At 61.2% G+C, this 15,127-nt stretch carries 11 protein-coding genes; 10 read left to right on the forward strand and 1 reads right to left on the reverse strand.

Annotation, left to right across the window (positions count from 1 at the left end; all coding sequences use genetic code 11):
* Nucleotides 1-92: 92 nt before the first annotated feature.
* On the reverse strand, nt 93-1,112 hold the full coding sequence (gene tsaD / locus JKL48_RS20540; RefSeq protein WP_201986853.1) for a tRNA (adenosine(37)-N6)-threonylcarbamoyltransferase complex transferase subunit TsaD: 1,020 nt from the start codon (nt 1,110-1,112) through the stop codon (nt 93-95).
* Between the two features lie 352 nt (nt 1,113-1,464).
* Here tsaD and JKL48_RS23660 point away from each other — a divergent pair, with 352 nt between their 5' ends.
* The 10 genes from JKL48_RS23660 (at nt 1,465) to JKL48_RS20590 (ending at nt 15,111) form a co-directional block, all read left to right on the forward strand.
* Nucleotides 1,465-6,078: a translocation/assembly module TamB domain-containing protein gene (locus tag JKL48_RS23660; RefSeq protein WP_201986854.1), complete on the forward strand. Its 4,614-nt coding sequence runs from the start codon at nt 1,465-1,467 to the stop codon at nt 6,076-6,078.
* Between the two features lie 139 nt (nt 6,079-6,217).
* Nucleotides 6,218-7,117 carry a cell division protein FtsX gene (locus JKL48_RS20550; RefSeq protein WP_201986856.1) on the forward strand — a complete coding sequence of 300 codons (900 nt, stop codon included), beginning with the start codon at nt 6,218-6,220 and terminating at the stop codon, nt 7,115-7,117.
* A gap of 159 nt (nt 7,118-7,276) precedes the next feature.
* A complete protein-coding gene (locus JKL48_RS20555; RefSeq protein ID WP_201986858.1) occupies nt 7,277-7,609 on the forward strand; it encodes a DUF3098 domain-containing protein in 333 nt (110 codons plus the stop codon).
* A gap of 82 nt (nt 7,610-7,691) precedes the next feature.
* Entirely contained in the window at nt 7,692-8,522 is an 831-nt protein-coding gene (locus tag JKL48_RS20560) for an undecaprenyl-diphosphate phosphatase (protein ID WP_201986859.1), read from the forward strand.
* A complete protein-coding gene (truB, locus tag JKL48_RS20565) occupies nt 8,522-9,367 on the forward strand; it encodes a tRNA pseudouridine(55) synthase TruB (RefSeq protein ID WP_201986861.1) in 846 nt (281 codons plus the stop codon). The genes JKL48_RS20560 and truB overlap by 1 nt, the downstream gene beginning before the upstream one ends.
* A 90-nt stretch (nt 9,368-9,457) precedes the next feature.
* Nucleotides 9,458-10,405 carry a bifunctional riboflavin kinase/FAD synthetase gene (locus tag JKL48_RS20570; RefSeq protein WP_201986906.1) on the forward strand — a complete coding sequence of 316 codons (948 nt, stop codon included), beginning with the start codon at nt 9,458-9,460 and terminating at the stop codon, nt 10,403-10,405.
* Between the two features lie 42 nt (nt 10,406-10,447).
* Nucleotides 10,448-11,692 carry a carboxypeptidase-like regulatory domain-containing protein gene (locus tag JKL48_RS20575; protein WP_201986863.1) on the forward strand — a complete coding sequence of 415 codons (1,245 nt, stop codon included), beginning with the start codon at nt 10,448-10,450 and terminating at the stop codon, nt 11,690-11,692.
* Nucleotides 11,689-12,936 (forward strand): carboxypeptidase-like regulatory domain-containing protein, encoded by a 1,248-nt coding sequence (locus JKL48_RS20580; RefSeq protein ID WP_201986864.1) that lies wholly within the window; start codon nt 11,689-11,691, stop codon nt 12,934-12,936. The genes JKL48_RS20575 and JKL48_RS20580 overlap by 4 nt, the downstream gene beginning before the upstream one ends.
* Nucleotides 12,933-13,631: a CoA transferase subunit A gene (locus JKL48_RS20585; protein WP_201986866.1), complete on the forward strand. Its 699-nt coding sequence runs from the start codon at nt 12,933-12,935 to the stop codon at nt 13,629-13,631. Before JKL48_RS20580 ends, JKL48_RS20585 begins: the two co-directional genes overlap by 4 nt.
* Nucleotides 13,632-13,761: 130 nt before the next feature.
* Nucleotides 13,762-15,111 carry a serine hydrolase domain-containing protein gene (locus JKL48_RS20590; protein ID WP_201986867.1) on the forward strand — a complete coding sequence of 450 codons (1,350 nt, stop codon included), beginning with the start codon at nt 13,762-13,764 and terminating at the stop codon, nt 15,109-15,111.
* Nucleotides 15,112-15,127: the final 16 nt, after the last annotated feature.

Here is a 15,127-nt window from a genome sequence, read left to right on the forward strand (position 1 = left end):
ATCTCTACCGCCGAAGTAATCCATTTTACTTGCGGTAGAGATACTTCGGCTGCGCGGACGCCAGATGAGCATGACGTTCTGGTATTCGGTGCCTACGTCAGCTTCAGGCGCGGGTTGGGGCTGGTGAGCTGGTCGGCAAACTCACCGGCTTCGTATTGGAAATGGGCCGTCATGGCCACCATGGCGGCGTTGTCGGTGCAAAACTGGAATTCCGGGATGAACACCTGCCAGCCTTGGGCGGCGGCTTCGGCTTCCAGGGCGGTGCGTAGGCCGGAGTTGGCGGCCACGCCGCCGGCCAGGGCCACCTGGGTGAGGCCGGTATCGGCGGCGGCGCGGCGCAGCTGGCGCAGCAGCGTGGCCACAATGGTGTGCTGAATGCTGGCGCAGAGGTCAGCCAGGTTTTCCTGCACGAAATTGGGGTTGGCGGCGGTTTCCCTTTTCAGGAAGTAAAGCACCGCCGTTTTCAGGCCGCTGAAGGAAAAGTCGTAGCCCGGCATGGTGCCTACGGGGAAGGCAAACCGTTCGGGGTTGCCCTGGCGGGCCAGCTTGTCGAGGTGCGGGCCGCCGGGGTACGGCAGGCCGAGCAGCTTGGCGGTTTTGTCGAAGGCTTCGCCAGCGGCGTCGTCGATGGTCTGGCCGATGACGTCCATTTCCAAGGCCGACTTCACCACCACCAGTTGCGTGTGGCCACCGCTCACGGTAAGGCAGAGGAAGGGAAAGTTGGGCTTGGGGTCGCGGATGAAATGGGCCAGGATATGGGCGCGCATGTGGTTCACGGCCAGCAGCGGCTTGTCCAGGGCCAGCGCCAGCGTTTTGGCAAACATGCCGCCGACTAATAAGGAGCCCAGCAGGCCCGGCCCCTGCGTGACGGCCACGGCGTCAAGGTCGGCTTTGGTGAGGCCGGCTTCCTTGAGCGCAGCCGTGACGACGGGTAGCATGTGCTGCTGGTGCGCCCGCGAGGCCAGTTCCGGCACCACGCCGCCGTATTGTTCGTGGACTTTTTGGGTGGCCACCACGTTGCTCAGCAACTGGCCGCCGGCCAGCACGGCCGCGCCGGTGTCGTCGCAGGAAGATTCGATGGCGAGGATGATGGGGTGAGCGGGTGAGGCCATGGTGTTTAGTACAGAAGATTTGAAGCGGGCCGTGGTGCCGACTTTGCAGTCCGCGTCCCCGGCGGGTACCCGAGCGGTGCGGGGACGCGGACTGCAAAGTCCGCGCTACTTATCGATAGATTCGCCGCGCAGGTCGATTTTCGGGGTGCTTTCGCTCCGACCGTGGGACCGGGACGGCAAAGTTCGCGTTACGGGCTTGAATTCGCCGTAAGAGAACTGAACCACGGCGTACGGCGGGCCGTTCCGTTGACCTGATAATTGGCTGAGCGGCCTGGTGGTTTTAACCAAACGACTAAAAAACCGCAACTTTGCGGATTAACCCGCGTTTTTCGCCTTCAACTGTTCTGCTCCGGTGCGTCGTTTCCTCGCTATTCTGCTAAAAATACTGCTGGGCTTGGTGCTCCTGGTGGTGTTGGCCGTGGTGGGGGCCCTGATTGCGCTGCGGGTGCCCAGCGTGCAAACCCGCATCGGCCACGAGGTGGCCGACGTGCTCACCCGGAAACTGGGCCAGCAGGTCACCATCGGTGGGGTTGATATCCGGCCTTTTTCGCGCGTGCTACTCGATTCGGTGAGCGTGAAGGACCGGCGCGGGGGCGAGTTGTTCGGCATTGGGCAAGCCGACGCCAATATTTCGCTGTTTTCGGTATTCGACCCGCGCCACCTGCACATCAGCACGCTCACGCTGAACGAGCCGCGCTTTGAGCTAAAGAACCTGCCCGGCCAGCCCGATTCGACCACGTTCAGCCAGTTTATGGCGGCGGTGAAGCGCATGATTGGGCCGTCGAAGGATACGGCGGCCTCGCAGCCGTTCGACTTTCAGGTGGGGAGCGTGGCGCTGCGCAACGGCCATTTTGCCATTGAGAAAGGCGATGTACCGCGCGCCAAAACCTACGGCCAGAGCATCGACTACGACCACCTGCTGGTGGACAGCATCTACGCCGACATCTCTAAAATAAAGCTGGGCGACACCCTGGGGCTGCGCATCAGCCACCTGCACGCAGTGGAAACGCCCTCGCAGTCGCAGCTGCGCGAAATCACGGCCGACATGACGTATGGGCCACACTTCTGGGAATTCAAGGATTTGAGCTTGCGCGTGGGCCGCAGCCAAATCAAAGATTATGTGCGGTTTGAGTTCCGGGTGTTCAGCAACTTCACGGACTACAACGACTCGATGAAGACTATTGCGCGGCTGCGCAATTCCAAGGTCTATTCCGACGACATTGCCAAATTTGCCCCGCAGCTGCGCGATTTGAAAGAATCGGTGGCCATTTCGGGCGATGCCGAGGGTTACGTGCGCGATTTCAAGGTAAACAACCTAGATGTGCGCTACGGCTCGGGCACGCACATCGTGGCCAAGCGCGCCCACGCCGACGGCCTGCCCAACTACAAAGAGAGCTTTATCGACCTGCGCCTGCTGCCTTCGGTGGTGGTGGCCAACGACCTGAAGAAATGGCTGCCCCCGGCTGCGAATAAGATTGTGCAGCGCCTGGGCAAGGTGAAGCTGCACGGCACGGTGCTGGGCTTCTACAACGACTTCGTGGCCAATGCTTCCTTCGACACGGCCCTGGGCTTTGTGGCCACGGACGTCAACCTCAAGACCAAAACCGACCTCACCCACGCCACCTACGAAGGCACGGTGCGCAGCAATGCTTTTCAACTAGGCAAGTTTCTGGGCGACGAGAGCATCATCCGGGACGTGACGCTGGACGGGCGCGTGGCGGGCATGGGCTTCTTGCCGCCGTTTGCGCGGGGCCGGGCGTCGCTATCGGTGCCGGCCATCTGGCTGAGTGGCTACCGCTACCATAACATCAGCCTCACGGGCGACTTCCACCAACAGGCTTTCAGTGGGCACATCACGGCCAACGACCCGGCCGTGCGCCTCGTGGCCGATGGCCACATCGACCTCGACCGCGAACACCAGGACGTGGATATTCGGACCAAAATTGACCACGCCAACCTGCGTACCCTGGGCCTCACGAGCCAGCCGCTGACCGTGGCCACCACCGCCGACGTCCAATTCCGGGGCGTGCAGCTCGATTCGCTCATCGGCCATGCCTACTTGCGCCACTCGCGCTTCACGATGGGCAGCCGCAAGCTGAACCTCGACACGCTCGACGTAGTGAGCACGCGCAACCGCCTGAACCAGCGCCGCGTGACGCTGCGCTCAGAAGCCGTGGACGCCAGCATGGCCGGCACGTTCAACACCTCCGACGTGGTGCACGACGTGCAAACGCTTATTACGGAATACCGCCTCAACTTCGAGAGCAATGCCGCCGCTACGGCCGACTACTACCGCCGCAAAAAGCAGCGGGCGCTGCCCGTGTACCAGGTCGACTTGCTGCTTAATCTGAAGAAGCCCAACCCGGTGCTGGCGCTGTTTGTGCCGGAGTTGCAGGTGGCCAACGGCAGCCGCATCGATGGCTCGTTCCGGAGCGGGGCCACGTCGATTTTCCAGCTTGGCGGGCACCTCGACAGCCTGCGCTACGGGCCGGTGCAGACGGTGAACGATGACTTCGACTTCCTGACTTCGAAGCTGCCTTACAAGCCCGATATTCTAGCCCAGGCCAGCATCACGAGTGCCCGGCAGGTGCTGCCCACGCTGGGACGGACCGAAAAATTCATCGTGGAAGGCGTGTGGGACCAGCAGCACATCAACTTTTCGACCTCGCTGGCCCAGACGGGCACCACCAACCGGGCCACCATCAACGGCTCGCTGGGCTTTTTGTCGCGGGCCGTGGAAATAGTGTTTCGCAAGTCAGACGTGCATTTGCTGGACAAGACCTGGACCATTGCCGAGAACAACTCGGTGCAGATTTCAGACTACGGCCGGGAGTTCGACGTGAAGAACCTGACCTTCAGCAATGGCGAGCAGTTTGTGGGCGCGCAGGGCTTCATTTCGGCTGATGCCGCCAAGCCGCCGTTGCAACTGCAGGTGAAAGATTTTGAGCTGGCCACCCTCAAAACGCTGACCGGCCAAAACCTGGCCGGCCGCGTGAATGCCCAGGGCACCATCAGCGGCGTGTATGGCCCGCTCACCATCAGCAGCACCTTGGGCGTGGACTCGCTGAAATACGACAACGTGCTGATTGGGCAAGTGGCCGGGCGCGGCGACTGGGACAACGCCGCCCGCAAGCTGCTGGTGAACCTGGACGTGGCCCGTGCCGGGCAGTCGGTGCTGACCGTGCTGGGCGACATCGCGCCCGGCGACGCTACCAATCAATTCAACCTCAAGGGCACGCTCAACGATGCGCCCATTGTGCTGGCCCAGCCCTTTCTGGGCTCGCTGTTTAAAAACCTGGGCGGTACCGGCCGCGGGGAGCTGCGCCTCACCGGCCGGTTCGATTCGCCTAATCTGCTGGGCTTTGTGGACGTGAGCAACGGTCGGCTCACCTTCGGCTACTTGGGCACTACCTACACCTTTGCCGATAGGGTCAGCTTCACCAATACTTCCATCGAGTTCCGTAACGTGAAGCTGCGCGACGTGCTGGGCAACACCGGCACCGTGGACGGCGTGGTGCGCCACCACGGCTTCAAGGACATGAGCCTGGACATTGCCGCCACCTTCCGTAAAATGCAGGTGCTCAACACCACGCGAAAAGACAATGAGCTGTATTTCGGTACGGCCTACGCCACCGGTACCGCCCGCGTGACCGGCCCTACCGACGACCTCGACATCACGGTGCGGGCCAGCAGCGAAGCCGGCACCCGCGTCTCACTGCCCTTGGACAATGCTGCCAAAGCTGAGAAGGCCGGCTACATCAAGTTCGTGAACAACAACCCGGTGGGCGACACCGTCATCACCAAAAAGGCCAAGGCCGTGGCCGTGCAGGACAAGGTGGATTTGTCGGGCATCAAGCTGAACATGAACCTGACGATTACGCCGGAGGCTTACGTCGAAATTCTGCTGGACGAGAGCACCGGCGACGTCATTCGGGGTTCGGCGGCCGGGCAGCTCCGCATGGCCATCGACACGCGCGGCGAATTCAATATGTACGGCCAGGTAGAAATTGTGCGCGGGGCGTACAACTTCACCTTGCAGGGCCTGATTAACAAAGAGTTTGTGGTGCGGCCCGGCGGCATCGTGTCGTGGAACGGCGACCCGCTGGCCGGCGAGATGAACCTGACGGCCACTTACACGCAACGCACTTCACTGGCCCCGGTACTGGAAAGCGGCTCGGTGGGCAGCGTAGCCGTGGTGCCCGTGACGGCCGTGATGACCTTGACCGGGCCGCTGCTGCTGCCAGCCATCCGGCTCAACCTGGAGTTCAACGATGCGCCGGGCGCGTTGCAGGGCGAGCTGGCCGCCTTCACCGCCTCGCTACGCAACGATGAGCAGGAGCTTAACCGGCAGGTATTCAGCCTGCTGGTTTTTAAGCAGCTTTCGCCTCGGGGCTCCTCCTTGGGTAGCACCATTTCCATCAAGGGGCAAGACAACTCGGTGCAAAACAGTCTGGGCCAGATTCTCAGCACCCAGCTGGGCCTGCTGACGTCCCAGATTGACCAGAACCTGGAAATTGACTTCAACATCAGCGGCCTGACCACCGAGCAGCTGCAGGCCCTGCAGGTGCGTCTGAGCTACTCCTTCCTGAACGGCCGGCTGCGCGTGACCCGCGAGGGCGGCTTCACCAACAACCCCAACCTGGCGAGCAGCACCGGCGGCAGCACCGTGCCCGGCACCGGCAACACCGCTGGCCAGGCCTCCCTGCTCGGCGACCTGAGCCTGGAATACTACCTGCGCCCCGACGGCAAGTTCCGCACCAAGCTGCGCTACGAAACCACCCCGCGCGACCTCGAAACCATCAACCAGCCCCGCGCCGGCCTTTCGCTACTGCACACCGAGCAGTTCAATACATTCGGGGAGTTGTTCACCCGCAAAAATCCCAAAAAGAAGGAGCGCAACACCCAGAAAGCACGCGAGGGCAAAGAGGTACTGAGTGTAGACGAGGACCCGCGGACGAATCTTTGATTCAATGGGCAGTGAACAATGAGCAATGAACAATTAGGAGCGACCAAGACGATTCTGCTTCAATGACGACCAGCGCCTTCGCTTAATTGTTCATTGTTCATTATCAATTGCTCATTGAAGAAAGTACCTTTGCCAAAATATGGCCGCCCCCACCGCTCCCCACACCCGCAAGAAAAAGCTCGGCTCCTACCCTACGTTGCTCGTGGTGTTCAGCATTACGCTGGCCTTGGTGGTGATTGGCTTGTTCGGCCTGCTGCTGGTACACGCGCAGAAGCTGTCGGAAGTGGTGCGCGAAAACCTGGAAGTGCAGGTGTACCTCGACCGCGACCTGCCCGAAACGGAGCTGCTGCGCTTGCAGCAGGACCTGGGCCAGCTGCCCTTTGTGGCGGAGCGCAGCGGCAAGCCCCAAATCAAGTTTGTAAGCAAGGAAGAAGGTGCCCGGCAGCTATTGCAAAGCACCGGCGAAGACTTCCGCCAGTTCTTGGGCGACAACCCCTTGCGCGATGCCTACGTGCTCAAAATCAAGCCCGAATACACCGACACCGTGCACCTGCACCAGCTCAACCGGAGCATTGCGGCGCAGCGCGGCGTGTTTGAGGTGCAGTACCCGCAGGATTTGTTTGCCAGCATCAACAATAACCTGACGCGCGTGAGCCTGGTGTTGCTGGGCTTTGCGGCGGTGCTGGTGCTGGTGGTGGTCATTCTGATTAACAATACGATTAAGCTGGCGCTGTTTTCGCAGCGCTTTCTCATCCGGTCCATGCAACTGGTGGGCGCAACGCGGCTCTTTATTCAGCAACCGTTTCTGCGGCGGGCTACGTGGCAGGGCTTGGCTAGTGGCGTATTGGCGGCGCTCATCCTCGTGGCCCTGCTGCAGTATGCTTATCTGGAAGTGAGCGAGCTGCGCCTGTTGCGCGACGATGTACGCCTAGGCTTTTTGCTGGTGGCCGTGGTAGTGCTGGGCGTAGTTATTGGTTTTTTCAGCTCTGCCAGGGCCGTGCACAAATACCTTCAAATGTCGCTCGACGACCTGTATTAGTCATTCTGTATTAGTCATTTTAAAATCCCTCAGAACGTCATGCTGAGCGCAGCCGAAGCATCTCTACTGCGTAAGTAAATAATTACTCCTGCGGTAGAGATGCTTCGGCTGCGCTCAGCATGACGTTCTAATCTGATAACGAATAACCTACATACATATATGCAACCCACCAAACCTGCTTTTCGCTTCGCTTTTGGCCCCCGCAACTACCGCCTGATGTGGGCCGGCTTGGCCCTGCTCGCCGCTGGCTTCATCACCATGATGTTTGGCGACAAAGCCAATTATGGCGAAGACTTCGTTGGCATCACGCTGGGGCCATTGCTGCTCATTGCGGGCTTTGCGGTGGAGTTTGCCGCCATAATGGTGCGCGATAAGTCCCTGGACGTTGCGCCCGAAGCGCCAACCGCTACGCCGGCCTACACCGCCGATGCCGTGGCCGCCGCCAACGCGCCTGCTCCATCGGCCGCTCCGGCTTACAAGCGCCCCTATTAGTGCGCAACGGTTGCCTGAACGGGGGTTAACGCCCTTCAGCTGCAATCGTTAACCATTAATTACCAATTGCTAACCGCTACAAATGACTTATTGGCACGCGCTGCTCCTCGCCATCGTGGAGGGCATTACTGAGTTTTTGCCCGTTTCCAGCACCGGGCACATGATTATTGCCTCGGCTTTGTTGGGGATTCCGGCCACGCCGTTTTTCAAGCTCTATCTGGTGGTGATTCAGCTGGGTGCCATTCTCTCGGTGTTGGTGGTGTACTGGCGGCGTTTTTTTCAGAGCATCGACTTCTATCTGAAGCTGTTGGTGGCGTTTCTGCCCATCGTGCTGGTGGGGCTGCTGTTTAAGAAGCACATCGACGCGCTGCTCGAATCGGTGACGACGGTGGCCGTGATGCTGGTGGTCGGTGGCGTGGTGCTGCTGTTCGTCGACCGCTGGTTTCCGCAGGAGGAGCCCAACCACGGCGGACACCCGGTCACGAACCCGAGCTTCAAAGAAGCCCTGATAATCGGACTGTTCCAATGCCTGGCGGTGGTGCCGGGCACCAGCCGCTCGGCCGCCACCATCATCGGCGGCCTCACCCAGAAGCTCACGCGCCGGGCGGCGGCCGAGTTTGCCTTTTTTCTGGCCATGCCCACCATGGCGGCGGCGGCCGTGAAGGACATTTACGACTACTACAAAGATGCTAAGGCCCACGGCATTGCCCCGGCCGACTTGTTCACGAGCGAGCAGCTGAAGCAGTTGGCGCTGGGCAATGCCGTGGCCTTCGTGGTGGCGCTGCTGGCCATTCGGCTGTTTGTGGGCTTTGTGGCGAAGTACGGCTTCCGCGCCTTTGGCGTCTACCGCATCATTGCGGGCGGCGTGCTGCTGATTATGTTAGCTTTAGGTATCAATCTACAACTGGTATAATGACGAAGACCCTGGCCGATTTTGATTTTGAGACGGGGGAAGTCCTGCTGCTCGACAAGCCCCTGACCTGGACTTCCTTCGACGTGGTACGCAAAGTAAAAAATGCGCTGCGCATCAAGAAAATTGGCCACGCCGGCACCCTCGACCCGCTGGCCACCGGCCTGCTCATCCTGTGCACGGGCAAGAAAACCAAGGAAATCGACCTCATTCAAGCCCAGGAAAAAGAATACACCGGCACCTTCCGCCTCGGCGAAACCACGCCCAGCTTCGACCTGGAAACGGCCGTGGACATGGCCCGGCCCTACGGCCACCTCACCCATGAGCAGATTACGGCCGCCACGTTGCCCTTCGTGGGCACCATCGAGCAAACGCCGCCCTTGTTTTCGGCCGTGAAAATTGACGGCCAGCGGGCCTACGCCATTGCCCGCCAGGGCGGAGCCGCCGAAATCAAGTCTAAAACCGTTGAAATCAAAACCTTCGAGCTCACGCGCATCGCGCTGCCGGAGGTCGATTTCCGGGTGGTGTGCTCCAAGGGCACCTACATCCGCAGCTTGGCCCGCGACCTGGGCCTGGCCTTGGGCTGTGGCGCACACCTCACGCGGCTGGTGCGCACCCGCATCGGCGAGTACCGGGTGGAGGATGCTTTTTCGTTGGACGCCATTCAGGCCCTGCGCCCGCCCCGCGCCGAAGGCGAAGCCCCCCGCACCCGGCCCGAGCGACCCAACACGGCCCCCAACCGGGCTGGTTTGCAATACTTTGCTGCCTTGCAGGCCGATGCCCTGGCCGCCAAAGAGCATCAAGCCGCCGAAGTGCCCACCCCGCCACCAGCTGATGCGCCGGAATAGCCTTTTACCCGTCGCTGGGCGGCTATTCAGGGCCGCGGCCGTTACCTTCGCGGCGTTTATTACCCTTTAATGCGCTTCTCCGGCGGTCCTATGCACGTCATCCGCGACCCGGCTCAGTTCCCGTTTCTTGGCAATGCTGTCGTGACCAGCGGCACGTTTGATGGCGTGCATGTGGGGCACCAGCGCATTCTGGCGCGGCTGCGCGAGGTGGCCCAGGCCAGCGGCGGGCCGTCGGTGGTCATCACCTATTGGCCGCACCCGCGGTTGGTGCTGGGCCCGCCGCCCTCCCACCCCGAACTGCTGGACTTGCAGCTGCTCAATACGCTGGATGAGCGCATTGCCAAACTCGACGAATTTGGCATCGACTACCTGCTCATTGTGCCTTTCACCAGGGAATTTGCGCAGTGGACTTCGGAAGAATATATCCAGGAGCTGCTCCTGAAAACGGTGGGCGCCAAGCAGCTGGTGATTGGCTACGACCACCGCTTTGGCAAAAACCGCGAAGGCGGCTTCGACTACCTCCGCCAGCACGCCAACCGCTACGGCCTGCAGGTGGAAGAGATTCCGCGCGAGGACGTGGACGCCGTGGGGGTGAGCAGCACGCGCATCCGGCAAGCCCTGCGACACGGCGACATTGCCACGGCCAACCGCTACCTGGGTTACCACTACCCGCTGACGGGCGTGGTGGTGCATGGGCAGAAGCTGGGCCGCACCATTGGCTACCCCACGGCCAATATTTCGGTGCCGGAGGCGTTGAAGCTGGTGCCGGCGCGGGGCATTTACGCCGTGTGGGCCGTGACGGCGGCCGGCACGCGGCACCAGGCCATGCTGTCCATTGGCGTGCGGCCCACCATTGGCAATGACTTAGCGCAGACCATTGAAGTGAATTTACTGGATTTTGAAGGTGATTTATATGACCAGAAACTGACACTGGAATTTGTGGCATGGTTACGGGCAGAGGAGAAGTACGACGGGCTGCCCGCCCTCACGGCCCAGCTGGCCCGCGATGCCGACGCTACGCGGGCAGCCTTGGCCTAAGCGGCAACAGATTCGGTTGTTTCTCAAATTATATTTTTCACAATGAATCGTTTAACGTTGATAGCAGCATGCTGCGCCTGGCTGTTTTCGCTGGGCAGCGCCCATGCACAAGGAAAATTGAGCGGGGTGGTGCAGGACTCAGTGACGCACGAGCCGTTGGCTTTTGCCAGCGTGTTTCTGGCCAACACCACGCTGGGCGTGACCACCACCGAGCAGGGCCAGTTCGAGTTTCCCAAAGTGCCCGCCGGCACCTACGATGTCGTCGGCTCCTACGTCGGCTACCGACTCGCCAAGCAAACCATCACCATGACCCGTGAGCCGCAGCAGGTCAGTTTGCAGCTGGCTTCCACGGGCAACCAGCTGGGCGAAGTGGTGGTGCAGCCCGAGCCAAATAAGCCGGAAGAGTACGAAGAATTCACGAAGCTCTTTCTGGGCGGCACCACGTTTTCGGCGCAATGCCACATCAGCAACCCGGAGCAGGTGCGCGTGCTATACGATGACTCGACCAAGGAGCTCACGGCCCGCACCAAGGAGTTTGTGCAAATCGACAACGAGGCGCTGGGCTACCGCCTGAAATATTACGGCCTACAATTCACTTACAACAAGGAGGATGGCTCGATTTTTTACTACGGCCAGCCAGTGTTTGAGGAACTGACGCCCCGCGACGAGCGCCAGCGCAAGCAGTGGACCGCCAACCGCCTCACGGCCTATACGGGCTCCTTTATGCACTTCCTGCGCAGCCTGTACAACAACCGCCTGAAAGCCGACAACTTCATGACCCAGCAGATTCGGGTGATGCCCAGCCCGGCCTTCGAGCGGGCCGAGGTGCGAAGGAAAGCCCTGCTGGCCGGCCGGCCCAATGGCCCGTTTACGGCCGCCGAAAAAGACTCACTGGAAGCGTGGGACGGTATTATGCCGGTGTACGCTACCCTTAATCAGGAGCCACTGCCCGTCGACAGCATTCGCCGGGTTTCGCCCAACGGGAAGCATACCTACCTGCGCTTCACGGGCGAACTCCAGGTGGCCCACTTCGGCGAGGCCCCCGACCCCATGTACAAGCGCCCGATGGCCACGCTGGGCTACCCCAAAATGGTTTTGCCCCCGCCCGCCATGCGGCAGGTATCGCGGCTGAAGCTGCAGGGCAAGCAGGCCGAAATTCAAGCCAACGGCACCTTGCTGAACCCGCTCGATGTGTTCAACGGCGAGTACTGGGGCTTTGAGAAAATCGGGGAGTTCTTGCCGGTCGACTACGTGCCGGCCTCCACCGCGCGCAGCCCTGCCCCATGAGGCAGTGTGCCCTGCACCGGCTAAGGTGGCTGCTGGGCACACTGCTGTGGCCCGCCTTTGCCTGCGCCCAGGGTAGCCTGAGCGGGGTGGTGCAGGACTCGGTGACGCACGAGCCGCTGGCTTTTGCCAGCGTGTTTCTGGCCAACACCACGCTGGGCGTGACCACCACCGAGCAGGGCCAGTTCGAGTTTCCCAAAGTGCCCGCCGGCACCTACGACGTCGTCGGCTCCTACGTCGGCTACCGACTCGCCAAGCAAGCAGTGGTGGTAGGTGCGGCGCCGCAACAGCTTACGCTGCGCCTCGCGCCGACGGCGAACAAGCTCAGCGAAGTAGTGGTGCGCCCCAACCCGAACCGGGCCAGCGACTACCAGAAATTCACTGAACTGTTTCTGGGCCGCAGCACGTTTTCGGCGCAGTGCCGCATTCGCAACCCCGACGATGTGCTGGTGGATTACGATGCCGATGCCAACGAGCTGACGGCCTCCGCCATCAACTTCGTGCAGGTTGATAATCAGGCACTGGGCTACCGCATCAAGTATTACGGGCTGCATTTCACCACCAATTTCACGCAGCAGGTCATCACCTTCTACGGCCAGCCGGTGTTTGAGGAAATGACGCCGCGCAACGCCCGCCAGCAGCGCCGCTGGGAAGCCAACCGCGCCACGGCCTACCACGGCTCGCTCACGCACTTCCTAAAGAGTGTGCACGATGGCGACATGCAGGCCGAAGGTTTTCTGGCGCAGCGGCTGCGCATCATCCCAAACCCGCGCTTTGCCCGCGCCGATAGCCTGCGCCACCAGTTGCTGCAGGAGCGGCTGGGCGTGGCTTTCACCAAAGCCGAGCAGGATTCCATTGCGCGCTGGGTCAAGGTCCCACGCGCTTTTTCCATGCTTTACACCAAGCCCCGGCCCCTCGATAGCCTGCGCCGAATGTCGGCCGACGGCGCCCACGTCTGGCTGCGCTTTGTTGATAACCTGCAGGTGAGCTACCTGCGCGAAGGGCCCGACCCGCGCTACCAGGTCCGCACCGCGCTGCCCACGAACGCGCCGTTTCCGCCGGCCGACCGGCAGGTGTCGCAGCTGGTGCTGATGGTACCTGAAATCGAGATTCAACCCAATGGCCAATTGACGAACCCGCTGGCCGTATTCACCGACGAATACTGGGGGTTTGAAAAAATGGGTGAATTTTTACCCGTGAATTACCTGCCGCCGGCTCCGGCCGCCCCTTCCCCACCCACCCGATGATAAACAAAACCGTTCCCAACGCCCAGCAAGCCCTCCAGGGCCTCGCCGATGGCATGACCCTGATGCTCGGCGGCTTCGGCCTCTGCGGCATTCCCGAAAATTCCATTCAGGAAATCCTACGCCTCGGCGTAAAAGACTTGACCTGTATTTCAAACAATGCCGGCGTTGATGATTTCGGCATTGGCTTGCTGCTGCAAACCAAGCAGGTGCGCAAGATGATTTCGAGCTACGTGGGCGAAAACGCCGAGTTTGAGCGCCAGCTGCTGAGTGGCGAATTGGAGGTGGAACTGATTCCGCAGGGTACCCTGGCCGAGCGCTGCCGGGCTGGTGGCGCGGGCATCCCGGCCTTCTTCACGCCGGCTGGCTACGGCACCGAGGTGGGCGAGGGCAAGGAAAGCCGCGAGTTCAACGGCAAGATGTACCTGCTGGAAACCGCCCTGCACGCCGATTTTGCCTTCGTGAAAGCCTGGAAGGGCGACACGGCCGGTAACCTCATCTACAAAGGCACGGCTCGCAATTTCAACCCGATGATGGCCACGGCTGGCAAAATCACGGTGGCAGAGGTGGAAGAACTGGTGCCGGCCGGTGAGCTCGACCCAAATCAGATTCACACGCCCGGCATTTTTGTGCAGCGCATTTTCCAGGGCGAGCGGTACGAGAAGCGCATTGAGCAGCGCACGGTCCGAACGGCCTAAAACAAGCCCGTCATGCAGAGCGCAGCGAAGCATCTCGCGTGCTCAACCAAACCTGCCGGATGGATTACTACTGCACGCGAGATGCTTCGCTGCGCTCTGCATGACGGGCTTTTCTCTTTACTCAACTCCAATGAAAAAAACATCCCTCGCGCTGCTGTTGCTGCTGAGCGGCTACGGTGCCACGGCCCAGGTAGCCGCACCGGTCCGTAAGGGTCCGGCGCGGCAGCCGACGACCACGGCCGCTGCCCCCGCTACCGTTGACCCCAGCAATGCCCATTCCATCGACCAACTACTGGAAGAATACACGGCGGCTAGCCGCGTGCCCGGCACCATCGCGCTGGTGCTGCGCGACGGCAAAGTAGTGTACCGCAAAGCCGTGGGCCTCGACGATGTGGCCGCTCAAACCGCGTTGCGTACCGATGCCATTGTGCGCATTGCTTCTCAGACCAAGGCCGTGACCAGCGTGGGCCTCATGCTGCTCTACGACGAAGGCAAATTCCAGCTCGACGACCCGATTTCCAAGTATTTGCCCGCCTTCAAAAACCCCAAGGTGCTGGCTACTTTCAACGAGAAGGACTCTACTTACACCACGGTACCGGCCCGAAGCGAAATCACCATCCGGCAGCTTTTCACCCACACGTCCGGCATCAGCTACCCGGTGATTGGTACGCGGGAGGCGCGGGCCATTTATGCCAAAGCGGGCATTCCGAGCGGCATTGGCACGCCTTCGGGGCGCCTGGCCGAGGCCATGGACGCGCTGGCCAAACTGCCGCTGATGCACCAGCCCGGTGAGCAGTTTACCTACGGACTGAGCGTAGACGTGCTGGGCCGGCTGATAGAGGTGCTATCGGGCCAGCCGTTGGATGCCTATCTGCGGACGCGTCTGTTTGAGCCCTTGGGCATGAAGGACACCTGGTTTTACCTGCCTGCCGACAAGCAGCCCCGCCTGGCCCGCCTCTACACCGAAGACGCCGCCAAAAACACCGTGCCCATGGCGCCCATCGGCCGCATGGTACCGGACTACCCCAAGGCCAAGGGCACGTATTTCTCGGGCGGCGCGGGCCTGTCGTCCACCATCGACGACTACGCCTTGTTCCTGCAAATGCTGCTGAACAAAGGCACGGCCAATGGCCACCGCTTCCTCAAGCCCGAAACCGTGGCGCTGATGACGCAGAACCAAATCGGCACGGTGAACCAGGGCGACCACAAATTCGGCCTCGGCTTTAGCATCACCCAACCATCCAATTTGCGCGTGCCCGGCCTGTCGGTGGGTTCGTTCGAGTGGGGAGGTATCTTCGGCACCACGTACTGGGTCGACCCGCAGGAGAAGCTGGTGGGCCTGATTTACACCCAGAAATACCCCATCAGCACCAGCCGCGATTTGGCCGACAAGTTTAAGCGGGCCGTGTACCAGTCCTTCGTACCCGACCAGAAAGTACCCACCACCCCGCCCCTACCGGCCACCTCGGGCAGCAAATAAGCCCCAACCCACCTAC

Source organism: Hymenobacter rubidus (assembly GCF_016734815.1).
Taxonomy (GTDB): Bacteria; Bacteroidota; Bacteroidia; order Cytophagales; family Hymenobacteraceae; genus Hymenobacter; species Hymenobacter rubidus.